This is a genomic window from Qipengyuania sp. JB2-7, from assembly GCF_055693485.1.
Genome location: NZ_CM146335.1, coordinates 2889257 through 2913516, shown reverse-complemented (window position 1 = coordinate 2913516; position 24260 = coordinate 2889257). Strand labels below are relative to the sequence as shown.

Genomic DNA, 24260 nt, shown 5'->3' with positions numbered 1-24260 from the left:
ACAGGGGCGTTTTCCCCGGCGGTTTTCCAATTGGCCGCTTCTGTGCCATGTCAATTGTCCAATATGATCATAACGCGCTTCGCCCCAAGTCCCAATGGCCACTTGCATCTTGGGCATGCCTATTCGGCCATTTTTGCGCATGATTGCGCGCGGAAGTCTGGCGGCGAATTCCTCTTGAGGATCGAGGATATTGACGGAGCACGCTCTCGTCCAGAACTGGCGGACGAATTCCGTCGTGATCTGGAGTGGTTAGGTCTTGAGTGGAGAGAAATGCCAGCGCAATCTACGCGGTTGGAGAGCTACGCGGCTGCCGCGAAGACGCTCACCGAGCGGGGTCTGCTCTATCCATGCACGTGTACCCGATCAGAGATTCAGCGTTTGAAGCCGCGCATGGGACCGGAAGGTCTGGTCTATCCCGGGACTTGTAAGGGAAAGCATGTTGATCTGTCCAAGCCTGCTGCCTTGCGGCTGGATATGGAAAAGGCGATCGAAGAATTTGGCGAATGCGTCTGGACAGACGAAGATGCCGGGTCAGTTATCGCTGATCCGCGAGCCTTCGGCGACGTCGTCTTAGTGCGAAAAGACGAGCCAGCTAGCTATCATCTGGCCGCGACACTCGATGACGCAGCGGATAACGTGACGCTGGTGACACGTGGCGCGGATCTATTTGAGGCAACGCACATACATCGCGTATTGCAGGGCTTGCTCGATTTGCCTGTTCCGCATTGGCATCATCATCCCTTACTGGTCGATGAGAGCGGGCATAAGCTCGCAAAAAGGCGCGGATCGCCGTCTTTGTCCGATTTGCGAAACAGCGGCGATGATGGGCAGTTGATTGCAGAGCAACTGCGTTTGCAGCGTTTGCCGGTTGGTATTTCCTTCGGGGATGCCTAGATAGAGGTCATTATGACAACATTCCTCATCATCATCCTCGCCATTCTCTGCATCATGGTGGTTTTTTCCCTCGTGCGGGGGATCGTTGCGTTTCTCAAGAGCACCAAAATCGATCTGGAATCGGGCGAGGCGCACACATCCAGCGAAATGCAGATTCTGCAGAACAAAATGATGTTCAACCGGATCAAATATCAGGCGCTTGCCATTTTGGTTGTCGCAGGAATTGCGGTGATGAGCGCTTAATCCGGTCGCCAAATCCGTACGAAATGGTCAAACTCAACAAGATTTACACGCGCACCGGCGATGACGGCTCGACAGGCTTGGTCGACGGCTCGCGCACCCCCAAAAACTCGGCTCGCATTGATGCCATAGGCGTCGTTGACGAAGTCAATAGCGCTATCGGGTTCGCCGCCGTAACTTTGCAAAACGATATTGCTGCCAAGCAGCTATTTCGTATTCAGAACGATTTGTTCGATCTTGGGGCGGATCTCGCGACACCGGTACCGCCGATGGTGAAGATTTCGCGCCATCTGAAATGGTTCTGCGGATCGTTCCGGCGCAGGTTGAGTGGCTCGAAAATGCAATTGATGCAGCGACTGAAAAGCTGGAGCCGCTGACAAGCTTTGTGCTGCCAGGCGGCAGCGAAGGTGCGGCACGGTTACACATGGCGCGGGCTTTAACGCGGCGAGCCGAGCGCAGTATGGTGGCCCTTGCCGACCAAGCAGCCGTCAACCCGCAAGCGACCGCCTATATCAATCGCCTGTCCGACTATCTGTTTGTTCTTGCCCGGTTGGCAAACGATGGCGGCCAAACCGACATAAAATGGATCCCTGGTGCCAGTCGCTAAGGCTTGGCGCAGGTTATTTATCCCAGCACTCTACAGAATGTCGCTCTAGCCAGCGGGCCTTCCCGCCGCTAACAGACGCACTTTGCTGCATGTGCGAAGGGATTATTCATGGCGGGAACGGTTGCGGTCATCGGGGCAGGGCAGATGGGCTCTGGAATAACGCAAACGGTGGCGCAGCACGGCATGAAAGTGCTCCTGTCGGATGTAGATCTCGCCACCGCTGAGAAAGCTGTCGCCGACATTGAGAAGGGTCTGGGTAAGCTTGTCGGTCGCGGCAAACTGGAGGTAGCCGATGCGGAAGCTGCACTGGGGCGCATTACCCCAATCGGTGAGCATGCGCCTATGGCCGATGCAGAGCTGATTATCGAAGCTGCGACTGAGCGGGAAGAGATCAAAAAAGCGATCTTTGAAGCGACCGGTAAAGTGCTTGCGAGCACTGCGATCATGGCCTCGAACACCAGTTCAATCCCTATCACACGAATGGCGAATTACTCTCCTGACCCAGAACGGTTTATCGGATTGCACTTTTTCAACCCGGTTCCAATTATGGGCCTTATCGAGGTTATTCCCGGCCTTGCCACCAGTGCTGAAACAACGGATCGCACGACAGCGTTTGCGGAAGGTTTGGGTAAGCAAGTTGTGCTGTCGCAGGATGAGCCTGGCTTTGTAGTGAACCGGATCTTGCTGCCGATGATCAATGAAGCAATTTTTGTTCTTGGCCAATCTACTGCGGGCATTGAAGACATCGACAAGGGGTGTCGTCTTGGCCTGAATCACCCAATGGGCCCGCTCGAGCTGGCCGACTTTGTAGGTCTTGATACCTGTCTCGATATTATCAAGGTGCTGTACAAAACCACGCGCGATACGAAGTACCGACCCGCACCATTGCTGGTGAAATATGTTGAGGCTGGTTGGCTTGGCCGCAAAAATGGTCGTGGCTTTTACGACTATTCCGGCGAGGCACCGGTTCCGACGCGCTAGCGCCGACCATGCCCGGCGTTAATTTATGAGATCGATGATTGCGCCTTCAGGTACCGCGGTACCCGGTTCGGGCGGTCCCGATGGGGCATTCACCGGCGCGCCAGCCTGACTTTCTGTAGGCTCTGGCTGTTCCGGCTTGTTCGGATTGTACTGGCCGATCTGTACATCGCCATACCAGGAATCTAGTTCGCTATCGGTGGCTGCAACGGTTGAAGGGGCAGTGGGAGGCGCGGTGTTCGGCGCGTTTTTGACGGGGTCGCCGTCTTTCCCAAAATTGTCTTCTGTTGCCTGCTGAGCCCACATCACGGGCCCTGGTCGGTTCTCGCCACCAATCATGAAACCCACGAAAAGCACAAAACCACCAGCAACAAGCAGCTTGGCAGGTAGAGACATGCCCCGCTTCTTGTAGGGCTTGCTTGTATATTCTGTCATCTCGTGTTCAGGCAGTTCGCTCATTGCTTAACAATAGCGCTGACAAGGTTAAAAATTCGTTTCCCGCGCTTCTTTTTGAAGTTTGTACAATATCTCCAGTGCCTCGCGCGGGCTGAGCGCATCAAGGTCTAACTGTTCTAGCTGTTGCCGTAGCTCATTCGGGCTGTTGTCTATGTCCTCAGCGACGCTCGCAGAAAATAACGGTAAATCACCCAGTCCAGCGGCCAGTCCGCCCGTTTCATCGCGGCCCTGCTCAAGTTTTTTCAGCACCGCTTTGGCCCGCTTCAGCACGGGCGCCGGGACGCCAGCCAGCCGCGCGACGTCGATACCATAGGATCGATCAGCGGCTCCCTTCGCCAATTCGTGCAGCAGGACGAGATCGCCTTTCCATTCTCGTGCACGAACATGATGCAACGACAAGGCTTCGCACGTCTCCGCGAGCCGGGACAGCTCATGATAGTGAGTCGCAAACAGGCATCGACATTGAAGTTTTTCGTGCACTGCCTCGACAATCGCCCAGGCCAACGCCATGCCGTCATAGGTGCTGGTGCCGCGCCCAACTTCGTCGAGGATCACAAAGCTGCGTGGTGTCGCCTGACTGAGAATCGTGGCAGTTTCGACCATTTCGACCATAAAGGTTGAGCGACCACGCGCCAGATTATCAGACGCGCCGACACGGCTGAACAAGCGATCTGCGATTCCGATTGTTGCGTCTTGCGCGGGCACGAAACTCCCCGCTTGGGCGAGGAGAAGAATGAGCGCGTTCTGCCGTAGGAATGTTGACTTACCGCCCATATTAGGCCCGCCGATAAGCCACAGACGATCAGTTTCTTTGAGAGTGCAATCATTGGCAACGAACCGTTCGCCTGCCTTTGCAAGTGCGTCCTCTACCACCGGGTGGCGTCCGCCAGTGATGGATAGGCCGGGCATGTCGGTGACCTCCGGTCGGCACCAATCGCTTTCTGCAGCACGTTCAGCGAGTGCGGCGCACACGTCAATTCGGGCCAGAGCAGCGGCAGTTTCCGCAATTGCCTGACGCGTGCTGATTACTTTTTCCGTCAAATCCTCAAAGTGCGCTTCTTCCGCAGCGACGGCGTGAGCGCCAGCCTCGGTGATGCGCGTCGCTTCTTCATGCAGGCCAAGCGAGTTAAAGCGGACGGCGCCTGCCATGGTTTGCCGATGCGTGAACCCGCTGTCGGCTTGCATCAGCTTGTCGCCATGTTTGGCAGGGACTTCGATGAAGTAGCCGAGTACTTTGTTGTGCTTGATCTTGAGCGAGGGCGTATCCGTTTGCTCGCGATATTTCGCCTCTAGCGCGGCGATTGCACGCCGCGCATTACCGCTCGTCTCGCGCAGCGCGTCGAGTGCATGGTCGTATCCCTCAGCAATGTAACCTCCCTGGCTTCGCTCAGTCGGCGGGGAAGCCACAAGTGCGCGTTCTAAATCATCAGTAATCGCACCGTGCCCACCCAGTCTCCGGGGCATCTCGCTCAGCAACTCTGGCAAATCCCGCAAGTTGGAGAAGACTTCTTTCAGGCGCTGGGCTTCGCGCAAACCATCGCGAATTTGCCCTAAATCGCGCGGACTGCATCGCCCCGCTACGATCCGCCCGAGCGCCCGCCCGATATCAGGAACGCTCCGCAGGAGTGCGCGTAAATCTGACCTGAGTATCGGGTCACTATGCAGAAAGCCCACGGCGTTGATACGCGATTTGATCGCATTGATGTCGGCCAGCGGAGCCGCCAAATCTTCTGCTAATTGGCGCGATCCCGCGCCGCTCGAACAACGATCGACTACGTCCCACAAGCTGCCCGTCCGTCCGCCTGACTGCGCCTCAAGTATCTCTAGACTCGCCCGGGTGGCTGCATCCATTGCCAAACTCGTACCCGCAGCGCGCGCCGCTGGCGGTAGCAGAAACGGCAGTTCGCCACGCCCAGTATGCTCAAGGTAGGCAATGAGGCCGCCTGCCGCTGCCAACATGGCTCGCGAAAAATCGCCCAATCCATCTAGCGTGGCGAGCCGGTGAATGGACTTCAGACGTGCTTCCCCGTCTTCGCTTCGAAAAGTGGTCTTGGCCGCTTCTATTGCGTCGTCGGGCGGCAGATCGACATCATCGGGCCATGCCTCGGGTACTATCACTTCGCTTGCATTGAGCCGCGCGAGCGTTGCCTCTAATGCACCCGGCAAACACTCTTCCAGTTCCATTCGACCTGTCGATATGTCGCATGATGCAATCCCGATGGCATTACGGACCGGCGCGATTGCCGCCAGCATGTTTGCGCTGCGTGGGTCGAGTAGGGCTTCCTCGGTCAATGTGCCCGCAGTCACAAAGCGGACTATATCGCGCGCGACCAGCACTTTGGAGGCAGGTTTGCCCTCCTTCTTGGCCCGGGCTTTCGCCTCGTCAGGTGTTTCGGTCTGCTCCGCAATCGCAACGCGGCACCCGCCTTTGATGAGCCTCGCCAGATAGCCTTCCGCGGAATGTACTGGCACCCCGCACATCGGCACTGGCTGGCCATCATGTTCACCCCGGCTGGTCAGTGCAATGTCCAGAATGCCAGCAGCTATTTTCGCATCTTCAAAGAACAGCTCGAAGAAATCGCCCATGCGATAAAACAGCAAAGCGTCGCCAGCTTCCTGCTTGAGCGCCAGATATTGCGCCATCATCGGGGTTGTTTTGCTGGCCATCGCTATGCGCTGGTGCCAAGGCGAGGTCGATTCGGGCAAGGTGCGGCGTGCGCCTTTCCCCTATCACTTGTCAGTACGGGACGTTATCGATGGCCCGAACGCATTCAGATGCTCGGCGATTAGAACAGGGACATTGCATGGCGGAAAAAAAGCAAGGCGGTTTTACCAAGCGTGAGGCGCTGTTTTACCATGAGACCATTCGCCCCGGTAAGGTCGAGATCGTTGCGTCCAAGCCTATGGCGACACAGCGGGATCTGTCGCTCGCCTATTCACCGGGGGTCGCCGCGCCGGTTGAGGCGATTGCTGACAATCCGGCAAATGCGGCGCGGTATACTGCCCGTTCTAATCTGGTCGCGGTAATCTCAAACGGGACGGCCATTCTTGGCCTGGGCAATCTTGGCGCGCTCGCATCCAAGCCGGTGATGGAGGGCAAGGCGGTCCTCTTTAAACGTTTTGCCGATGTGGACTCGATCGACATTGAACTTGCTACCGAAGATCCCGACGCCTTTATCGAGGCCGTCGCTCTGATGGAGCCGACCTTCGGCGGGATAAATCTGGAAGACATCAAGGCCCCCGAATGTTTCATCATCGAGCAGGCTTTGCGCGAGCGGATGAATATTCCGGTCATGCATGATGACCAGCATGGCACCGCGATTATCACAGCAGCAGGCTTGCTCAATGCATGTTACCTCACGGACCGCAACATCAAGGATGTGAAGGTCGTGGTGAACGGGGCCGGCGCAGCGGCGATCGCTTGTACAGAACTGGTCAAGGCAATGGGCGTCGCGCATAACAATGTGATCATGTGCGATCGCTCAGGCCCGATTACGCGGGATCGTGATGATCTGGACCAATGGAAAAGCGCGCATGCAGTCGATACCGATGCGACTACCCTCGAAGAAGCACTAAATGGCGCTGATATTTTCCTGGGCCTCTCGGCGGCGGGCGCACTTCAACCGGAATGGGTCAGAAAGATGACCGATAAGCCCATCATCTTCGCCATGGCCAATCCGGTGCCCGAAATTATGCCAGACGAGGCGAAGAAGGTGCGTCCGGACGCAATTATCGCCACCGGTACCGCTCTGACTTCCCGAATCAGGTCAACAATGTGCTCGGCTTTCCTTTCATATTCCGTGGTGCACTCGATGTGCAGGCGACAACGATTAACGAGGAAATGAAGATCGCCGCGGCTCAGGCGATTGCTGAACTTGCCCGAGAGCGAGTGCCGGAAGAGGTCGCCAGCGCCTATGGCAAGAACCAGAAGTTCGGGACTGACTACATCATCCCGGCGCCGTTCGATCCGCGTCTGATTGAAGTGGTGTCTTCGGCTGTTGCCAAGGCAGCGATGGATTCTGGCGTCGCGCTCGCCAAGATCCGCGACTTCGACAAATATCGCCACGATCTCAAGTCACGTCTCAACCCAACGACGTCTGTCCTGACCGGTGTTTACAATGAGGCGAAAGCCAATCCGAAACGGATGGTCTTTGCCGAAGCAGAAGAAGAGGTCGTGCTGCGCGCGGCGATCCAGTATCGTGACTTTGGATATGGTCAGCCGATTCTGGTCGGTCGGACAAAGGCAGTGCTCGACAAGCTGCACCAGCTTTCTGTTTCGGACCCGCAAAGCTTTGAGATTCAGAACTCTGCGGACTCGCCACATGTGCCGGCGATGGTCGATTTCCTGTATCGAAGGTTGCAGCGGAAGGGATACACGGAGCGCGATGTACGGCGCATGGTCAACAATGACCGGAATACCTTCGCATCACTGCTGGTCGCGCTAGGGCATGGCGATGGCATGATCACGGGACTGACGCGGACCTTCGCGCAAAGCGCGCGCGAGGTGAACCGTGTGCTTGATCCCAAACCGGGCGCGGTGCCGTTCGGTATTCACATGATGATTGGCAAGAACCACACCACTTTCTTGGCCGATACAACGATCAACGAACGCCCGAGTGCGGAAGACTTGGCCCATATCGCCAAGGAAACGGTACCGCAGTCGCTCGGCGGATGGGGCACGATCCGCGCGTCGCATTCTTGTCTTACTCAACCTTTGGCAACCCTCCGGGGCGCTGGCTGGAGAACATTCGCGATGCTGTTGCCCTGCTAGATGCCGATGATCCTGGTTTCGAATATGAGGGCGAGATGGCGCCTGATGTTGCGTTAAACCCGACAGTGATGAAGCAATATCCGTTCAGTCGTCTGTCTGGTCCAGCAAATGTGCTGATCATGCCGGGGCTGCAATCGGCAAATCTCTCGGCAAAATTGCTGCGCGAACTGGGTGCGAACACGACCATTGGGCCAATGCTGCTTGGAATGGAGAAACCCGTTCAGATTGCACCGATGACAGCCATTGCTCCTGATGTTCTTACACTGGCTGTGCTCGCGACTGCTGGCGTGGTCGGCTAAGCCCGCTCACTCTCATGCACCCATTGCGACAGGTCTATATAGTGATCTTTCGGTTTTGCGGGATCGACCAAGACCGGCACCTTTTCGTCATTTAACTCCTCGCTCAGATCGAGCCAGATTGGCCCGCTCTTGAAACTGGCGAGCTTACCAGTCGCTGGGTGAGTTGCCTGCGCGTAGACGCGATAAGGGCTCCGACCATTGATCTTAACTGACGTGTCGAGCTGGCAACTGGTGACACCCGCTTGGATACGGATGCCGCTGTTTTTCAGTCGCTCGATAATCTTTTTGCGGCGAAGAAAAAGAACACCATCAGCCCGCCGATAGTCGCAAAGAGTGAACCCATGCCGCCAAAGATCAGCGGTAGCATGAAGCGCTGACCAAAGCTGTCTATCTTTGCCTGACCTGGCTTCGCCGGGTCATAGAGCACAGTGACTGACTCTCCGCGATCAAACTCGGCTGGATTACTGCTGGTTGAGCTGGTGAATTCGTGGCGGATTCCATCACGGTCAGTCCATTCGACCACTGGTGCATAGGTTGACCCGCCCTCGCTGCCGCGCCGCTGATCGAGTGTAATGACGGTTCCCGACGCTCGCGATGCATTCTCTGCCATTTGTTGGTCACTGATAAAGGACCAGCCGCCGATGCCCGCAAAGAGGAGCCCAAACCCCATAAATGCGCTGCCAATCCAGAGCATAACTTTCGACATCAGGCTGCAGTCTCTATCAGCGTTTCGATCGGAGTATACGCGATGTCATACCCAAAATATTCAGGGCTGAAGACGGCAAGGCCCGCTTTGGATCGCCAGATAGGATCGCTGCGGAAACCCAGCACGGCAACCGCTTGCCCGCGACGATAATCCGGATTGATGACACCGTCATAAGTCTCAAGATCAATTACACTGATCAGGTCAGGACACGTTGCGATCACATCGCCGTTGCGGCGACCGACAAGATGTTCGTTTTTCACATCGGTTGCGAAATTCTGACCTGCGAAATCACCGGTCCCGGTTAGTTTAAGTTCCCCTTGTAAAAACCCATCTTCATCGCGCCACTCAAAGTCGGCCACGGTGCCCGTGAACAGCAGATAGCCATCACCCGCCGCACGGGCCGCTTCAATCGGGTCATTGCCGCTGGCCTTTGCCTCGCGAACAGCTGCGCCGATTTTGCGCGCTAATGTTAGGCTGCCTGTAACTAGCGTGCCCGGCTGTTTTGCTTGAGCGCCTGTGATCGGAGAATCTGCGACGCCGCATGCGCGGCTAGCGACTGCCACGCTACGCAAAATGTCCTCAGCCCTAGTTGGATCGCCCAAGTTGGTAACAACCATCTCGTCGCCAAAAGGCGTAGCTGCCCCGATTGGCGTGAGTGGAATGCCAGCGACTTTGACGGAATGCTGGTTAATTTCAGGGACCGCGCGCCCGACCGTATCGGCGTCTAATGCGGGGACTTTAAGCCGCGCAGCGATAGACAATCCTTCGGCCAGACTCAGTGGTCCAATCTCGCCCAGAATTACACCCGCAAATTTCTGCCCGATATGTTTTTCAAGCGTTTCGAAGGCCAGTTGAACCGGCTCATCGACTTTATTTTCGATGGCATCCAAGCGGGCTTGCATCGCATCATCTGTCTCCGCCAAACTCGCCAGGCCATAGGGGCAGGCAACGCGCGCATCATCAGGCAATTGGTCGACACTGATCACTTGGAAAGTATGCCCCGCATCAAGGTCGGCAGCAATCAGCGTGCGCGCTTCCTCCAGGCTGCCTCCACCACCAGTGCCGAGATAAGAGCTGCCAACCAGTGCGTCCTCTAGATCGTTAGCGGATAAAGTCACTGCGCCTTCAATAGCCGCCGCCGAGCTATCCGTTTCAATCTTCTTACATGCTGCGACCGCACCAGTGGCGAGCACAAGCCCGCCCATAAATTGTCGTCTTGGTATCATCACATGCCCCGCGTCTTTGTTTCTGCATCAGATTGAGGTGGTGCGGCGGGAATTGCAAATCTCAACAGCGCCGAAACCGGAAATACCAGACTTCGTGTTTGAATTTCGTTCGCGCCTTGTGTTCATAGCGCGTTTCGCACCAGCCTGACGGGCGGTTCTGCCAGTTGGACGGTTCTTCCACGACCCACTCAAATACGTCTGTAAAGCGGCGCATCACCATCAGCGCATGCCGCAGATAAATGGGATGATCGGTGCCAAAACGGAACTCGCCCCCCGGTCTAAGCTTGTCCGCGATCATTTGAACCGGCCCGTCATTCATCATGCGACGTTTTGCATGCTTATTTTTCGGCCATGGGTCTGGATGGAGCAGATAGGCCATGGTCAGCGCACCGTCGGGCACACGGGCGAGGGCTTGCAGCGCATCACCATGGACAATGCGGATATTAGTCAGCCGTTCCTCGTCGATCTGCGCGAGCGCCTGCGCCACTCCGTTTAGATACGGTTCCGCCCCGATAAATCCATGATCGGGTAGTAAATTCGCACGATAGGCCAAGTGTTCGCCTGCGCCGAAACCAATCTCGAAATGCAATGGCCGCTCATCCCCAAACAACCGTGCAGCTGTGACTTCTCCGTCGTCTGGCACGGCGATCTGGGGCAAGAGATCATCGACCAGTTTTTGCTGGTAAGCGCGCAGAGGCTTGCCGACGGATCGGCCATAGAGCCGATTAAGGGTTGTGGGATCGCCTTCTTTGAATGCTGACATGCGACACCCGCTAACGAAAAACCGCTCCAAAGCAAATGCTCTGAAGCGGTTTCTCGCTGTTCAACCGGGTAGAAGACAGGCAGGTCGGGAACTGACCTGCAGGAATAATTTAAGCGGCTTCGACTTCCTCATGCGGGTCGCGCAGCACATAGCCACGGCCCCATACGGTTTCGATGTAATTCTCGCCGCCGCAAGCATGGCTCAATTTCTTGCGCAGCTTGCAGATGAAAACGTCAATGATCTTGAGTTCGGGCTCATCCATACCGCCGTAAAGGTGATTGAGGAACATTTCCTTGGTGAGCGTGGTGCCTTTGCGCAAGCTCAGCAGCTCAAGCATGGCATATTCTTTGCCGGTCAGATGGACGCGGGCGCCATCGACTTCGACGGTTTTCGCATCGAGGTTCACGGCTAGCTTGCCGGTGCGGATAACCGACTGGCTATGGCCTTTTGACCGACGAACCACTGCGTGAATACGGGCGACCAGCTCTTCGCGATGGAACGGCTTGGTTACGTAGTCATCAGCGCCGAAGCCAAAGCTGCGAATCTTGCTGTCCATTTCGGCGATGCCAGAAAGGATCAGAACGGGTGTTTGCACCTTCGCGACGCGCAGTTTTTTCAGCACGTCATAACCATGCATATCGGGCAGGTTCAGATCGAGCAGGATGATATCGTAATCATACAGCTTGCCTAGATCGAGGCCTTCCTCGCCAAGATCGGTTGCATATACATTGAAGCCTTCAGTCGTCAGCATCAGCTCAATTGCTTTTGCTGTTGTTGGCTCATCTTCAATCAGCAGTACTCGCATTGGGTATTTCCCTTCCCCGCTATCGGGCCCAACATTGAACCCGCGAAGGCGGGTTCAAAATTTCGATCACAACCTTGGTAACACTCGGTTAGGAGGTGTTGCCGTCTATTAACCACAGCAGGTCTGAACGGAAAAGGTTAACAGCCGGTAAAGAATGTTAAGATTTGTTTGTGTGACGAAGATGACTCACTTGTTGCAATCACAAGTCGCGCAGCTTCTTTTCCCGCCGTCTTTGCGCGCTGGAACCCAGCCCAATGGCTTCACGATATTTGGCCACGGTACGCCGCGCGAGATCAAAACCTTCTTCTTTAAGAATATCGACAAGTTTCTGGTCAGACAGTATTTTCTTAACGTCCTCGGCATCGACCAAAGCCTTGATCCGCGCTTTAATGGCTTCTGAGCTGGCGCCTTCGCCATCCGCGGCGGCAACCCCGCTGGAGAAAAAGTACTTCAACTCGAATGTTCCGCGCGGGCAGGACAAATACTTTCCATTTGTAACGCGGCTGATCGTGCTTTCATGCATCTCGATCGCGTCTGCGACATCGCGCAAGATCATCGGTTTCATCGCGGTCACGCCCTCTTCAAAGAAGCCAGCCTGACGTTCAACGATTTGTGCGGCGACTTTAAGGATGGTTTTTTGCCGCTGATCCAGCGCTCGGATCAGCCAGTTTGCGTCTGCCAGATGCTCTTTAAGCCAAGACTGGCTTTCCTTATCCTGACATCCATCGCGCAATTCGAGGTAATAGCTGCGATTGACGATCAAGCGCGGAAGGCTGTCTTCATTGATGGCAATGTCCCAACCGTCTTTCTTGCCAGGTGTTATCAGTACATCTGGTACAATTGCCGCTTCTGTTGATCCGCCAAAGGCCAGGCCCGGCTTTGGATCATAGCCGCGCAGCTCGCTCAGCATGTCGGCCAAATCTTCATCATCGACCTGACACATGCGTTTGAGCCGCGCGACTTCGCCCTTTGCCACCAGGTCCAGATTTTCGATCAGGCGTCTCATGCAGGGATCGTAGCGGTCGGCCTCTTTCGCTTGCAGCGCCAGACATTCGCTCAGGCTTCGCGCACCAACCCCGGTCGGCTCAAGCGATTGGACAAGCAATAGCGCGTCCTCGGCCTCATCCATTGAAACACCCAGTTCAGCGGCAAGATTACGCAAATCGCCTGTGTAATAGCCGGCTTCATCGAGCGCGCCGACGATACGTGCGGCAATCATCGCTTCTTGCTGACTATAGGATTCAGCGCCCAATTGATCCGACAAATGTTGAAACAGCGTCGGGCCATCATCGCTGCGATTCTCAAGGTTGGGAAGACCGTCAGTGCTTATTGCTCCTGCGCTCGCGGCTTGACCCCAATCCGCGCTGTCATAGCTTGCATCTCCGGGCGCTCGCTCCGGATCCAGAGCTGATTGGCTGATGTCGAGCGGGCCGTCGACGGCTCCTGCGCCCTCGCTCATCAATGCGTCTGCTTCTCGCTCCTCAGGCGGCGCGGGCGTGTCACCATCGCCAGCGCCATCGTTGCCTAAGTCACTACTCTCTCGCCGGACTTCGCCCATCTCGAGCAGCGGATTGGCGTCCAAAGCCTCGGCAATGTGCGTTTCAATTTCCAGATTTGACGCAGCAAGCAAGCGAATGGCCTGCTGAAGCTGCGGTGTCATAACCAGCGATTGCGATTGCCTGAGGTCTAACCTCGGACCGAGAGCCATTGGTTAGGTCCCGCTCTGCCGGAAAATCACAACGTGAACCCCTCGCCAAGATAAAGGCGTTTCACATTTTCGTCAGCGACCAGCGCCTCTGGTGTGCCTGCGAACAATACCTGACCACCATAGATGATGCAGGCCCGGTCGACGATCTCGAGCGTTTCCCGGACATTGTGATCCGTGATCAACACACCAATCCCGCGGGTCTTAAGGTCAGCGACGAGGTCGCGAATATCGCTGATCGAAAGCGGATCGATGCCCGCAAAGGGTTCGTCCAGCAGCATGATGGAAGGTTTTGCTGCCAGCGCACGAGCGATCTCGCACCGACGGCGTTCACCGCCGGACAGTGCCATAGCGGGGCTTTCGCGAAGACGGGTCAGACCAAACTCTTCTAGCAGTCGCTCTAGTTCCTGCGCGCGGGTTTCCGGATCGGGTTCGACCATTTCGAGCACGCTGTTGATGTTCTGCTCAACCGTCATACCGCGAAAAATGCTGGTTTCCTGCGGCAGATATCCGAGGCCCAAGATGGCTCGACGATACATGGGCAGCTTGGTCACATCCTCGCCGTCCATCAAAATGCGTCCCGCATCTGGCCGGACTAGGCCCATGATGGAATAGAAGCATGTCGTTTTCCCGGCACCGTTCGGCCCGAGCAAGCCAAGCACTTCGCCTTTGCCGACTGTTAGAGAGATGTCACTCAAGACGGCCCGCTTGTCATAGCTTTTGGCGATCGAGATAACCTCCAGGCCACCTTGCGGGATCGGTGGGGAGGCGTCGTGCACGGCATCTTCTGCCAGTTCGGCTTGGTCAATATCCGCCATATCCAATGTCACATAGCAGGCATGACGGTGCTGAAAAGCCCCGTTTGTCGAGGATCGGCACCTTTTGGCAGGATTCCTGCATGGTAAGTCAGGGTCAATACCTATCCATGTCCCGCCGGGGTACGGCATTAAAGCCGCCAGCTGCTAAACTTGCATAGCTATGGCTTGTCTGAAATACTCCGAATCGGAGTGGGTATTGGGAGAAAGCGCATGAACAAGGCGCTCAATGACAAAGCACAGGCTCAGGCTGCGGTCGATTTCGCCGAAAGCCCTTATTCGGACAAGCAGGGGCTGAACTGGCGCAAAAAGATGAGCGACAACGTCGCTCTCGCGCTCATTGCGTACACTGGCATCCACATTTTCGCGACTGTTGGTGCGATCAAAACCACTGGGTTCAAGTCACTGGCTCTGCTTGCGTTGGTTATTCTGGTCGCGGGTATCATTCCGGCATGCCGTTGGTTTGAAAAGCGTTGGACAAAGCTCTCTGATGAGGATGCGGTCGATCCCGCATTGGCTGGCGATTTTCGGCGAGATCAGATTGCCTTATGGATATTGGCAATCGGCCTTCCATTCGTGCTGACTGGCTTCTTTACGCTTTTGGCTTGAGGCCGGCTCCCGCCTGGGGACGGCCCTCCAATAGCTAGGCATTGCCAGCCCATGCGGCTGACACTAACCGATGGTGAACAACGCCAATCGGAGCAAAACACCCAATGATTTCCCCCGAAGCAGCGCTAGAACGCTGCCAAGACCTCGTGAACATGGCGCGGAGCAAAGGTGCAGATGCGGTCGATGCAATCGCCCAAGCAGACTCGTCAGAAAGCGTATCCGTTCGGCTTGGCGAATTGGAAGACGTTGAACGTTCAGAGGGCGAATCCATCGGTTTGCGCGTGTTTGTCGGTTCGCGATCTGCCTCAATCCAAACCAGTGATTTCGCCAAACCATCTCTGGATGCTCTGGCCGAGCGTGCAGTTGAGATGGCCCGGTTGGCGCCGGAGGACCAGTATGCTGGCCTGGCTCCAGAAGATCGGCTTTTTTTGGAGAGATCCCCGACCTTGATTTGATTGATAATGGCGAGCCCGATCCGCAAGAATTACGAGAAGACGCGCTAGCCGCCGAAGATGCCGCACGCGCCGTCGATGGCATTTCAAATTCTAATGGTGGCGGGGCCAGTTTTGGCCGGGCAGTTGCTGCCCTAGTCACCTCGCACGGTTTCGCACACTCCTATGAGGCGACATCGTGCGGTGTTTCTGCCAGCGTTGTCGCCGGTGAAGGCGGCAATATGGAAACCGACTACGAATATCGCACTGCGCGCCATCGCACCGATTTGCCATCATCCGAGACAATCGGTGCCGAAGCAGGTCGGCGCACCGTTGCGCGCCTAAATCCCGGATCAATGCCAAGCAAAGCGATGCCGGTCGTTTTCGATCCACGCGTCGGTAGTGGCTTGTTAGGGCATCTGATCGGAGCAATGTCTGGCAATGCCGCAGCGCGCAAAGCGACGTTTTTGCTGGGCAAAGAGCAGGACCAGCTCTTCGACAGCGCGGTGCGCGTTGTGGAGGAACCTTTGCGAAAGCGCGCTCAGCGATCGCGGCCGTTCGATGCAGAGGGCCTCGCCTGTCAACAGCGCGCGCTGGTGGAAAATGGCCGGATATTCGGCTGGATGACAAATGCCGCAGCGGCGCGTCAATTGAATGCGCCCATGACTGGCCATGCCTCTAGCGGAGGCGGCGGTGCACCTGGTATCTCACCGAGCAATGTGACGCTTGAAGCCGGCTCGGTCAGCATTACGGATCTGATTGCGGATATCAAAGACGGCCTGTTCGTGACGGATTTGTCCGGGCAGGGCGTGAATATGGTATCAGGCGACTATAGCCGCGGAGCGTTCGGGTTCCGTATCGACAATGGCGAGATTACCACACCCGTTTCCGAGATAACCATCGCTGGCAATCTGATGGACATGTTCCGCGCGTTGACGCCTGCCAATGATCTGGAACTGATCCGCGCCGTGAACGTCCCAACTATACGTATTGATGGAATGACAGTGGCTGGCGAATGAAATTCTGGTTTGTTTTATTGTCTGCTCTCATTGCGGCACCAGCGGCGGCGATCTTGCCCGCGCCTCCAGAAGCATCCGCTGAACAAACGTCCGATCCTTCTCCACAGCTCATTGAGGATACTCAGGATGAGGGCGCTGACCTACGCATTGAGCAGCGGATCAGCGAGATTTTCGCCGAACTGCCTGCCTTCGCAAACGTGTCGGTCGACGTGAATGAAGGAGTTGTCGCGCTATCTGGGGTGGTTGCGGAACAGGCCGATATTGACCGAGCTGCGAACATTGCATCACGCGTGTCCGGCGTGGTCACCGTGCAGAATTCGATAGAACGCGACTTATCGGTTGAGGGCAGTTTAGGCGGCCTTTCTGCATTACAGGAACGGCTCGACGGCTTTGTCGCGATGTTTCCCCTTGTCGGACTGGCCATAATTGTCGGCTTGCTGATTGCCGCTTTTGGTTATCTTCTCGCAAGCTTTTCTGCGCTCTGGCGACGGGTCGCGCCGAACGTTTTCCTCGCGGAACTGATCGCCAGCGCCCTGCGCTTTGTGTTCTCCATTCTTGGTATCGTGATTGCACTCGACATGCTCGGCGCGGCGGCGCTGTTGAGCGCGGTATTGGGCGGGGCGGGCGTTGTAGGAATCGCGCTTGGTTTCGCCATGCGCGATACGATCGAGAATTACGTCGCTTCGCTCATGCTCAGCTTGCGGCAACCATTTCGGGCCAATGATCATGTGCTGATTGATGATCTGGAAGGGCGCGTCATCCGTCTGACAAGCCGGGCCACTGTCTTGATGACACTTGACGGCAATCACCTGCGGATTCCCAATGGACAGGTATTTAAGGCGGTAATTACCAATTTCACACGCAACCCCCAGCGTCGCTTTAAGTTTGACCTCGGGATTGATGCGGATGACGACCCCAACACCGCGCGCAATCTCGGGGTGGAGACGATGGCGGGCCTTGGCTTCATTCTTGATCAACCAGAGCCGCGCGCGCAAACTGAAGCAGTTGGTGATTCCAATATCGTGATCAAATTTTTGGGCTGGATCGATCAGGATGAGGCCGATTTCGCAAAGTCGCGAAGCCTCGCAATTGCCGCTGTGAAGACCGCTTTGGAAGATGCGGGCTTTGGCCTTCCCGAGCCGATCTATCGGTTACGGTTCGATTCTCGAACCGATCCGCTACCGATTGGACGATCTACGGAAAAACAAAACCAATCAAAGCCGACAAAGCGCCCCATTGACCCATCTGTGTCTGCCAATGAAGATGTGCGACCGGAAAGTGAAATCGCCGAAATGGTCGCACAAGAGCGCGGCGATGACGTAGAGCAGGCGAATGACCTGCTGGATTCAAGCCGTACCGGTCGAGTAAATGTGCCGCTCGGGCGACGTTAGATAAAACTCAACCCCTTGCCCGCTCAATTGCCTCCAGCACAATTTTGCGTGCTTCGGCGGCGTCGCCCCATTTGCCGATACGAACCCATTTTTCAGCCTCAAGGTCTTTGTAATGGGTGAAGAAATGCTCGATCTGCTGAAAAATGATCGACGGCAAATCCTTAGTTTCGCCCACATCTGAATAATAAGGGAAGGTGGTATCCACCGGAACACAGATCAGCTTCTCGTCGCCGCCATGTTCGTCTTCCAGATTTAGAACACCAATAGGGCGAGCTTTGACGACGCAGCCTGCCATGAAGGGTGAGCGGGCAATGACGAGCGCATCAAGCGGGTCGCCATCCGGGCTTAAAGTGTGCGGAACAAACCCATAATTGGCCGGATAGCGCATTGGCGTATGCAGGATACGGTCAACAAAAAGCGCCCCTGATTCCTTGTCGAACTCATACTTCACAGGTTCACCGCCGGTCGGAACTTCAATAATGACGTTCAGTTCATCCGGAGGATTGCTGCCAGTAGGGATTTTGTCGATACGCATGGGGGATGTTTCTTTCGTCTGTTCGCTTGAGATGTGCCCAGCGGCAGGCGGGCTTCGCGCGGGCCTGTAGCGGCTGCAGAGGCATTGCGAAAGGGGAAGCTTGCGCTTAATCGCGCCGACATGGCTAAAAATACACCACAGTCTATTCGCGGTACACAGGACATCTTTGGGCCAGAGGCAGAAGCTTTCGCGCATGTCGTCGATACCTTTGAGCGAGTGCGTAAGCTCTATCGGTTTCGCCGCGTTGAGATGCCGGTGTTTGAAAAAACCGAGGTCTTCAGCCGCGCAATTGGCGAGACAACTGATGTTGTGTCGAAAGAAATGTACTCGTTCGAGGATCGCGGTGGCGATTCGCTGACCCTGCGGCCAGAATTTACCGCTGGGATCGCGCGGGCCTATCTGGAGCGTGGGTGGCAACAATATGCGCCGGTGAAGTTGGCAACACACGGACCGCTGTTTCGCTATGAGCGCCCGCAAAAGGGGCGCTATCGCCAGTTTCATCAGATTGACGCTGAGATTATCGGTGCCGCCGAACCACAGGCAGATGTGGAACTGCTGGCGATGGCGGATCAACTGCTTAAAGAGCTGGGTATTGAAGGTGTAACGCTGCACCTCAATACTTTAGGGGATGGCGATAGCCGCGAGGCATGGCGGGCGGCGCTGATTGACTATTTTGGCGCAGTGCGCGGTGAGCTGTCGGAAGACAGTCAGGAGCGTCTGGAAAAGAACCCGCTGCGTATCTTGGACAGCAAGGATCGGCGTGATCAGAAATTTGTCGCAGATGCACCAAAGGTTGATCAGTTTTTGTCCGACGATGCGAAGGCGTTTTTTGAAGCTGTGACTAGCGGGCTGGATGCGGCCGGCGTGAAATGGACGCGTGCGGAGAGCCTCGTTCGCGGGCTCGATTATTATCGTCATACCGCGTTTGAATTTATCCCGGATGAGGGGTCGGATGCGGCCAGCAAGCTAGGCAGCCAGAGCACAATTCTCGGCGGTGGGCGCTACGATGGGCTGATGGAGTCGCTCGGCGGACCAGCGACGCCGGCTGTCGGCTGGGCTGCCGGGATCGAACGGCTGGCGATGTTGGTGGGTGGATATACTGCTGATGCTGCGGTCGCGGTGGTTCCAGACACCCAGAAGGTTGTTGCCGATGCTCACTCAGCTGTGCGACTGCTTCGAAACGCGGGCATTCCATCCACTTTTGCCTTCAAAAGCAACATTAGAAAACATGTCCAAACAGTTCAAAAGGATGACCCAAATATCATCCTGTTCATTCGCGAAGCTAACAATCCTATGGGACGCTTGCACATTTCTTACTATCGAAGTGAGCTGACAACCCGGGAGCAGGAAGTTTTTGATTCGAGTGTTATGGACGCGCTCGGAGGAACTATGGGTTCGAAGCTGAGCAGCGAAGGTTGGAACAAACGTTAGCACCCATCGTCATCCCGGGAAGCGAAGCTGTGCAAAGCACACTTGATCCGGGATCCAGGGCGGAGCCACCGTCCAAAGTAAGCTGGATTCCCGCCTTCGCGGGAATGACGTAAAGAGAAAACCGTTATGCAAATCCCACCCGAACGTCTTGATCAGATTGCAAACCGCTTTGCCGAGCTTGAAGCGCGTATGGCGTCTGGCACTCTTGAGGGCGATGAATTCGTTCAAGCCTCGCGCGATTACGCCGAGCTGGAGCCGGTGGCCAAGATCGCCGCCGAAGTGAAAGCCGCGCGGTCCGAAATCGCTGATCTGGAAGAAATGCTTGCTGACCCGGAAATGAAGGCGATGGCGGAGGAGGAGCTGGCCGCAATCCGCAGCAGCCTGCCTGATAAAGAGCGCGCGCTTGCCGTCGCGATGCTGCCGCGCGACAGTGCCGACAATCGCCCGGCGATGCTCGAAATTCGCGCAGGAACCGGCGGCGATGAAGCAGCGCTGTTCGCAGGCGATCTTTATCGCATGTATGAGCGCTACGCTGGCGAGCAGGGCTGGAAGGTTGAGCCCGTCAGCATGAACGCGTCCGAGGTTGGTGGCTTTAAGGAAATCGTCGCCAATGTGCGCGGCGCGGGCGTGTTTGCAAAGCTTAAATTTGAAAGCGGTGTGCACCGGGTACAACGCGTGCCGGAGACCGAAAGCGGCGGACGCATCCATACATCGACCGCGACGGTCGCAGTGTTGCCAGAACCGGATGAAGTTGACGTGCGGATTGACCCGACCGAGCTGAAAATCGACACATACCGCGCCAGCGGCGCAGGTGGTCAGCATGTTAACACCACAGACAGCGCCATCCGGATTACGCACTTGCCCACCGATACGGTGGTGACCTGTCAGGATGGCCGGAGTCAGCACAAGAACCGCGAGAAAGCGATGCAAGTGCTGCGCGCTCGGCTTTTCGAGCAACAGCGTGAGCAAGTGCAGGGCGCAGAGGCAGAGGCGCGCAAAGCGATGGTCGGTTCTGGCGATCGGTCGGAGCGCATCCGCACCTATAACTTCCCGCAAGGCCGTGTGACGGATCACCGGATTGGCCTAACATTGCATAAGCTGCCCGAAGTGATTGCAGGCGCTGGGCTGGGCGAGATTGTCGATGCGTTAATCGCCGAGGATGAGGCGAAGCGTTTGGCGGCACTGGAAGAGTGACAGTCGCTGACGCGATCCGGCAATCGACCGAGCGGTTGAGCGCCACAAGTGATACTGCGCGACTGGATGCGGAGCTTCTGATGGCGCATGCTTTGCGTGTTTCGCGATCAGATATGTTGGTACGGCATATGCGCGATGATGCGCCTGAGGCGTTTACTTCGCTTATTGAGCGTCGCTTCCGCTACGAACCGGTCGCTTTCATTACCGGATCACAAGAATTTTACGGACGCGACTTCTTGGTAACGTCGGACACTTTAATCCCGCGCAGCGATAGCGAAACATTGATTGAAGCGGCGCTTGGGCAGTGTCCGGAACCCGATCGTATTCTTGATTTGGGCACAGGTACTGGCGCGCTGCTGCTTACTCTGCTGGCAGAAAGCGATGCTACCGGGGTCGGAATTGAGCAATCGTACCGCAGCGGCGGAAGTCGCTCGCCAGAACGCAGAAGCATTAGCTCTCGCAGATCGCGCGCAAGTTGTTGAGCGTGATTGGACACAGTCGGGGTGGATGGATGGCCTCGGTCAATTCGATCTGATCGTGTGTAATCCGCCTTATGTTGAAGATGATGCTGAGCTTGAGCATGACGTTCGCGAGCATGAGCCTTCTGCGGCGCTATTTGCGGGCGCTGACGGTCTTGATGATTACCGCGTACTCCTTCCGCAAATCGAGGATTTAATGACGTCTGATGGTACGGCGATCTTCGAAATTGGGTCGTGTCAAGGCGATGCAGTGCAGGAAATCGCCCATGCAAACGGTTTCTCAACGCAATTGCGTCATGACCTTGCGGGCCGTTCCCGGGTAATCATCTGTACCCGGTGATGTGCAAAAGGGGCTTGGCAAAGTCTTTTCGACTCGATAGGCCTGTAAGCAGCTCAGCGGTGGACAACACTGTTGCCGTGTCGGGCTAAGCTCCAAAAACTCATCAGTTTGCGCGGCACGAGGCCTCGCAGGGTATGTATGAGGAAGGGTCAGCGGCTCGCGCACATGCGAAGAGCGCAACAGGGGGTTAGCGGCAAAACACGGATTGACCGTTTCCGCACCACGAATGAGGATCGATTTCCTTTGAACAACAACCGCAATAACAATCGCCGCCGTGGTCGCGGCAATCGAAACCAGGGTGGTGGCGGCAACGCAGCCAATCGCATTGACAGCCGGGCACGGGGCAACGCGCCTCAGCTTCTCGATAAATATAAGAAGCTTGCTCAGGATGCGCAGCATAATGGCGATAGGGTTCAGGCCGAATATTACCTGCAATTTGCGGATCACTATTTTCGGGTGATTGCCGACAATAAAGCGCGTCAGGAAGAGGCCCGCGCAAAACGTCAGGCAGAACGCGGCGATCAGGATGACGGTGAAGATGATGACGCTGATGGTGATGAGCGTCGACGTAACAATCGCCGTAACCGCGTACCGTCGCGATGATCGCGACCAGAATTCACGTCGGAATGAGCGCAGCGGGAATGATCGCAATGACGGCGAAAGCCAAGAGGTTGCTGAGGGCGCTGAGGGCGAACGTTACGACGCTGACGACAATCCCATGGTGAGCGAGGAAAAGCCGAAACGGCGCAAACCTCGCAAGTCAAAAGAAGAAGATGCGGAGATTGATGTTGCGGCTCTTCCGCCATCGATTTCGCCAAGCGATGATGGTGGTGATGACGCTGATGCAGAAGAGAAGCCGAAGCCACGCCGTCGTCGCAAGCGTAGCGATGATGACGATACGCTGACCGTCGCGAGCTGAGCGATCCTCGCTGACTGCCCGCGATCCTGAACATGAGCAAGGTGATGGATCGGTTTGGGCGTTTTTTGTCTGACCATCCCAGATGGGCCATATTTTTGTGTGGTCTGTTATCCGCTACTGGGTTTCCACCACTGGCCTTGTGGCCCGTGGCTCTTGTTGGAGTGGCGGGGCTTATCTGGCTGGTGTGGCGCGCCCATGGTTTGCGCGAAGCATTCTGGCGCGGATGGGCGTTTGGAGTGGCACATTTCACCCTGACCAATAACTGGATTGCTACTGCCTTCACATATCAGTCTGATATGCCTGCTGCGCTAGGTTGGGCTGCTGTACCATTGCTAGCACTGTATCTCGCTATTTATCCGGGGCTAGCCGCGCTGATGGCTGTGTGGCTGCGCGACAGAGGGCTCGGCAAAGCTGGCTTTGCCTTCGGGTTTGCTGCGGCGTGGATTCTCACAGAATGGCTGCGCAGCTGGATCTTTACAGGCTATGCTTGGGGGCCATTGAGCCTCATATTTCTAGGCCCAGCCAAGCTGCCAGGCATCGCGACTCGCATTGCCTTTCACTGGCACTTATGCGTTGTCAGGTATCGTCATTCTTGTTGCCTGGGGCTTGGCGTTCATTGATCACAGACGGCGCATCATCCCCTTTACGCTTGCGCTTGCACTTATTGCGCTGGGCATGAATTTGCCTGCGGGTGAGCGCCCGGAAGGTAGGCTCGCCATGACGCTGGTGCAGCCAGATATCCGACAAGAGGTGCTCGACGATCCCAGTAATTTTGAGGATCAATTCGCGACCTTGGCACAGTTGTCCCGCCGCTTGGACGATTCTGAGCCGCGCCTGGTATTGTGGCCGGAGTCGGGCGTTCCTGACTACCTGCGGCCCGGCTATCCAATCCGATATTATGTGCGCATGACTGCCGGCGCTGACCCGGATTTCGCCCGGTTTCGCATCGTACCGGGTGATTGGTGAGGGTAGTCTATTGCTCACCGGCGCAGTCGATTTGGAAATCGGCGACAAAGACGGGCGGCCTGGCGCGATCGGAGCCTATAACGCAATCACTCCAATCGCGGCTGATGGCACATTGGGAGAGCGGTATGCCAAGGCGCACCTGGTGCCATACGGTGAATATTTGCCCATGCGTCCTTTGCTGGAGCCGTTGGGGCTTACTCGCCTTGTCGCGGGCACAATCGATTTCATTCCTGGGCCTGGTCCGCAAACTCGCGATTTGGGCGAGTGGGGGAAGGCCGGTATGCAGATCTGCTACGAGATCGTCTTTTCGGGCGAAGTTGTCGATCCGGCATCGCGGCCCGATTACATCTTCAATCCTTCGAACGATGGCTGGTTTGGCGGCTGGGGTCCACCGCAACATCTGGCTCAGGCACGGATGCGTGCGATCGAGGAAGGCCTGCCTGTTTTGCGATCAACCACCACCGGAACCAGCGCAGTCATAGACGCAGATGGTATTGTCCGCGCATCGATTGGAATGCGGCAAGAGGGCAGGATCGATATGCCGGTTCCTCCCGCAAATCCGCCGACCTTGTTCGCGCGTCTTGGTCACTGGCTGACACTGCTTTGGGGTCTCCTGTTCCTGGCCGTATCGGCGGTTGTCAGGTGGATCAGACGCGGCTAAGGATAAAGGACATAAAGATT

The 24260-nt window shown here is 56.3% G+C and carries 23 protein-coding genes and 3 pseudogenes; 17 read left to right on the top strand and 9 right to left on the bottom strand.

Annotated elements, in window-relative coordinates; genetic code table 11:
- Positions 1-63 precede the first annotated feature (63 nt).
- The 4 genes and pseudogenes from gluQRS (at position 64) to ACZ1GM_RS14620 (ending at position 2722) form a co-directional block, all read left to right on the top strand.
- On the top strand, positions 64-894 hold the full coding sequence (gene gluQRS, locus ACZ1GM_RS14635) for a tRNA glutamyl-Q(34) synthetase GluQRS (RefSeq protein ID WP_472678589.1): 831 nt from the start codon (positions 64-66) through the stop codon (positions 892-894).
- A 12-nt stretch (positions 895-906) separates the two neighbouring features.
- On the top strand, positions 907-1137 hold the full coding sequence (locus tag ACZ1GM_RS14630; protein ID WP_472677099.1) for a hypothetical protein: 231 nt from the start codon (positions 907-909) through the stop codon (positions 1135-1137).
- A 23-nt stretch (positions 1138-1160) separates the two neighbouring features.
- Positions 1161-1741, top strand: a pseudogene (locus ACZ1GM_RS14625) (cob(I)yrinic acid a,c-diamide adenosyltransferase).
- Positions 1742-1849: 108 nt separating this feature from the next.
- Positions 1850-2722, top strand: coding sequence for a 3-hydroxyacyl-CoA dehydrogenase NAD-binding domain-containing protein (locus tag ACZ1GM_RS14620; protein WP_472677098.1), 873 nt, complete (start codon positions 1850-1852; stop codon positions 2720-2722).
- Between the two features lie 18 nt (positions 2723-2740).
- Here ACZ1GM_RS14620 and ACZ1GM_RS14615 read toward each other — a convergent pair whose 3' ends face one another.
- Complete coding sequence (locus ACZ1GM_RS14615) at positions 2741-3115, bottom strand: hypothetical protein (RefSeq protein WP_472677097.1); 375 nt, start codon at positions 3113-3115, stop codon at positions 2741-2743.
- Between the two features lie 87 nt (positions 3116-3202).
- Entirely contained in the window at positions 3203-5842 is a 2640-nt protein-coding gene (mutS, locus tag ACZ1GM_RS14610; RefSeq protein WP_472677096.1) for a DNA mismatch repair protein MutS, read from the bottom strand.
- A gap of 137 nt (positions 5843-5979) precedes the next feature.
- Between mutS and ACZ1GM_RS14605 the strand changes: the two are divergent.
- Positions 5980-8245, top strand: a pseudogene (locus ACZ1GM_RS14605) (NADP-dependent malic enzyme).
- Positions 8246-8510: 265 nt separating this feature from the next.
- Here ACZ1GM_RS14605 and ACZ1GM_RS14600 read toward each other — a convergent pair.
- The 6 genes from ACZ1GM_RS14600 to lptB form a co-directional block, all read right to left on the bottom strand.
- A complete protein-coding gene (locus ACZ1GM_RS14600) occupies positions 8511-8951 on the bottom strand; it encodes a DUF3592 domain-containing protein (protein WP_472677095.1) in 441 nt (146 codons plus the stop codon).
- Positions 8951-10156: a DUF917 domain-containing protein gene (locus ACZ1GM_RS14595; protein WP_472677094.1), complete on the bottom strand. Its 1206-nt coding sequence runs from the start codon at positions 10154-10156 to the stop codon at positions 8951-8953. The genes ACZ1GM_RS14600 and ACZ1GM_RS14595 overlap by 1 nt, the downstream gene beginning before the upstream one ends.
- A gap of 82 nt (positions 10157-10238) precedes the next feature.
- The gene (gene trmB / locus ACZ1GM_RS14590; RefSeq protein WP_472677093.1) at positions 10239-10940 is read right to left on the bottom strand and encodes a tRNA (guanine(46)-N(7))-methyltransferase TrmB; all 702 of its coding nucleotides are present in this window, start codon (positions 10938-10940) and stop codon (positions 10239-10241) included.
- A 109-nt stretch (positions 10941-11049) separates the two neighbouring features.
- Complete coding sequence (ctrA, locus tag ACZ1GM_RS14585) at positions 11050-11745, bottom strand: response regulator transcription factor CtrA (protein ID WP_472677092.1); 696 nt, start codon at positions 11743-11745, stop codon at positions 11050-11052.
- 199 nt (positions 11746-11944) lie between these two features.
- A complete protein-coding gene (gene rpoN / locus ACZ1GM_RS14580; RefSeq protein ID WP_472677091.1) occupies positions 11945-13453 on the bottom strand; it encodes an RNA polymerase factor sigma-54 in 1509 nt (502 codons plus the stop codon).
- Between the two features lie 26 nt (positions 13454-13479).
- A complete protein-coding gene (gene lptB, locus ACZ1GM_RS14575; protein ID WP_472677090.1) occupies positions 13480-14268 on the bottom strand; it encodes an LPS export ABC transporter ATP-binding protein in 789 nt (262 codons plus the stop codon).
- 210 nt (positions 14269-14478) lie between these two features.
- On the opposite strand from lptB, the gene ACZ1GM_RS14570 reads away from it, so the two are divergent.
- From ACZ1GM_RS14570 to ACZ1GM_RS14560, 3 genes and pseudogenes are all read left to right on the top strand, one after another.
- Positions 14479-14874, top strand: a complete 396-nt coding sequence (locus ACZ1GM_RS14570) for a hypothetical protein (protein WP_472677089.1) — start codon at positions 14479-14481, stop codon at positions 14872-14874.
- 104 nt (positions 14875-14978) lie between these two features.
- Positions 14979-16324, top strand: a pseudogene (locus ACZ1GM_RS14565) (TldD/PmbA family protein).
- The gene (locus ACZ1GM_RS14560; protein WP_472677088.1) at positions 16321-17715 is read left to right on the top strand and encodes a mechanosensitive ion channel domain-containing protein; all 1395 of its coding nucleotides are present in this window, start codon (positions 16321-16323) and stop codon (positions 17713-17715) included. Before ACZ1GM_RS14565 ends, ACZ1GM_RS14560 begins: the two are co-directional and overlap by 4 nt.
- 7 nt (positions 17716-17722) lie before the next feature.
- On the opposite strand, the gene ppa is transcribed toward ACZ1GM_RS14560, so the two are convergent.
- Positions 17723-18250 carry an inorganic diphosphatase gene (gene ppa, locus ACZ1GM_RS14555; RefSeq protein WP_472677087.1) on the bottom strand — a complete coding sequence of 176 codons (528 nt, stop codon included), beginning with the start codon at positions 18248-18250 and terminating at the stop codon, positions 17723-17725.
- Positions 18251-18370: 120 nt separating this feature from the next.
- Here ppa and hisS point away from each other — a divergent pair, with 120 nt between their 5' ends.
- The 9 genes from hisS (at position 18371) to lnt (ending at position 24240) form a co-directional block, all read left to right on the top strand.
- The gene (gene hisS / locus ACZ1GM_RS14550; protein WP_472677086.1) at positions 18371-19681 is read left to right on the top strand and encodes a histidine--tRNA ligase; all 1311 of its coding nucleotides are present in this window, start codon (positions 18371-18373) and stop codon (positions 19679-19681) included.
- 126 nt (positions 19682-19807) lie between these two features.
- Complete coding sequence (gene prfA, locus ACZ1GM_RS14545; RefSeq protein ID WP_472677085.1) at positions 19808-20875, top strand: peptide chain release factor 1; 1068 nt, start codon at positions 19808-19810, stop codon at positions 20873-20875.
- Entirely contained in the window at positions 20872-21357 is a 486-nt protein-coding gene (locus ACZ1GM_RS14540; RefSeq protein ID WP_472677084.1) for a class I SAM-dependent methyltransferase, read from the top strand. The genes prfA and ACZ1GM_RS14540 overlap by 4 nt, the downstream gene beginning before the upstream one ends.
- Positions 21275-21694 (top strand): N5-glutamine methyltransferase family protein, encoded by a 420-nt coding sequence (locus ACZ1GM_RS14535; protein WP_472678624.1) that lies wholly within the window; start codon positions 21275-21277, stop codon positions 21692-21694. The genes ACZ1GM_RS14540 and ACZ1GM_RS14535 overlap by 83 nt, the downstream gene beginning before the upstream one ends.
- Before the next feature lie 243 nt (positions 21695-21937).
- Positions 21938-22297 carry a DUF4167 domain-containing protein gene (locus ACZ1GM_RS14530; protein ID WP_472677083.1) on the top strand — a complete coding sequence of 120 codons (360 nt, stop codon included), beginning with the start codon at positions 21938-21940 and terminating at the stop codon, positions 22295-22297.
- Entirely contained in the window at positions 22251-22613 is a 363-nt protein-coding gene (locus ACZ1GM_RS14525; protein ID WP_472677082.1) for a hypothetical protein, read from the top strand. The genes ACZ1GM_RS14530 and ACZ1GM_RS14525 overlap by 47 nt, the downstream gene beginning before the upstream one ends.
- Before the next feature lie 161 nt (positions 22614-22774).
- Positions 22775-23233, top strand: a complete 459-nt coding sequence (locus ACZ1GM_RS14520; RefSeq protein WP_472677081.1) for a hypothetical protein — start codon at positions 22775-22777, stop codon at positions 23231-23233.
- Positions 23220-23579 (top strand): hypothetical protein, encoded by a 360-nt coding sequence (locus ACZ1GM_RS14515; RefSeq protein ID WP_472677080.1) that lies wholly within the window; start codon positions 23220-23222, stop codon positions 23577-23579. Before ACZ1GM_RS14520 ends, ACZ1GM_RS14515 begins: the two co-directional genes overlap by 14 nt.
- Positions 23580-23589: 10 nt before the next feature.
- Complete coding sequence (gene lnt / locus ACZ1GM_RS14510) at positions 23590-24240, top strand: apolipoprotein N-acyltransferase (RefSeq protein ID WP_472677079.1); 651 nt, start codon at positions 23590-23592, stop codon at positions 24238-24240.
- Positions 24241-24260: the final 20 nt, after the last annotated feature.

Bases quoted from the DNA above. Each gene is read 5' to 3' on its own strand.
- lptB (WP_472677090.1), bottom strand. From the start codon at position 14,268: ATGGCGGATATTGACCAAGCCGAACTGGCAGAAGATGCCGTGCACGAC.
- trmB (WP_472677093.1), bottom strand. From the start codon at position 10,940: ATGTCAGCATTCAAAGAAGGCGATCCCACAACCCTTAATCGGCTCTAT.
- hisS (WP_472677086.1), top strand. From the start codon at position 18,371: ATGGCTAAAAATACACCACAGTCTATTCGCGGTACACAGGACATCTTT.
- prfA (WP_472677085.1), top strand. From the start codon at position 19,808: ATGCAAATCCCACCCGAACGTCTTGATCAGATTGCAAACCGCTTTGCC.
- rpoN (WP_472677091.1), bottom strand. From the start codon at position 13,453: ATGGCTCTCGGTCCGAGGTTAGACCTCAGGCAATCGCAATCGCTGGTT.
- ACZ1GM_RS14615 (WP_472677097.1), bottom strand. From the start codon at position 3,115: ATGTCTCTACCTGCCAAGCTGCTTGTTGCTGGTGGTTTTGTGCTTTTC.
- ACZ1GM_RS14560 (WP_472677088.1), top strand. From the start codon at position 16,321: ATGAAATTCTGGTTTGTTTTATTGTCTGCTCTCATTGCGGCACCAGCG.
- ACZ1GM_RS14600 (WP_472677095.1), bottom strand. From the start codon at position 8,951: ATGTCGAAAGTTATGCTCTGGATTGGCAGCGCATTTATGGGGTTTGGG.
- ppa (WP_472677087.1), bottom strand. From the start codon at position 18,250: ATGCGTATCGACAAAATCCCTACTGGCAGCAATCCTCCGGATGAACTG.
- mutS (WP_472677096.1), bottom strand. From the start codon at position 5,842: ATGGCCAGCAAAACAACCCCGATGATGGCGCAATATCTGGCGCTCAAG.
- ACZ1GM_RS14630 (WP_472677099.1), top strand. From the start codon at position 907: ATGACAACATTCCTCATCATCATCCTCGCCATTCTCTGCATCATGGTG.
- ACZ1GM_RS14525 (WP_472677082.1), top strand. From the start codon at position 22,251: ATGAGCGTCGACGTAACAATCGCCGTAACCGCGTACCGTCGCGATGAT.
- ACZ1GM_RS14570 (WP_472677089.1), top strand. From the start codon at position 14,479: ATGAACAAGGCGCTCAATGACAAAGCACAGGCTCAGGCTGCGGTCGAT.
- ACZ1GM_RS14620 (WP_472677098.1), top strand. From the start codon at position 1,850: ATGGCGGGAACGGTTGCGGTCATCGGGGCAGGGCAGATGGGCTCTGGA.
- ACZ1GM_RS14595 (WP_472677094.1), bottom strand. From the start codon at position 10,156: ATGGGCGGGCTTGTGCTCGCCACTGGTGCGGTCGCAGCATGTAAGAAG.
- gluQRS (WP_472678589.1), top strand. From the start codon at position 64: ATGATCATAACGCGCTTCGCCCCAAGTCCCAATGGCCACTTGCATCTT.
- ctrA (WP_472677092.1), bottom strand. From the start codon at position 11,745: ATGCGAGTACTGCTGATTGAAGATGAGCCAACAACAGCAAAAGCAATT.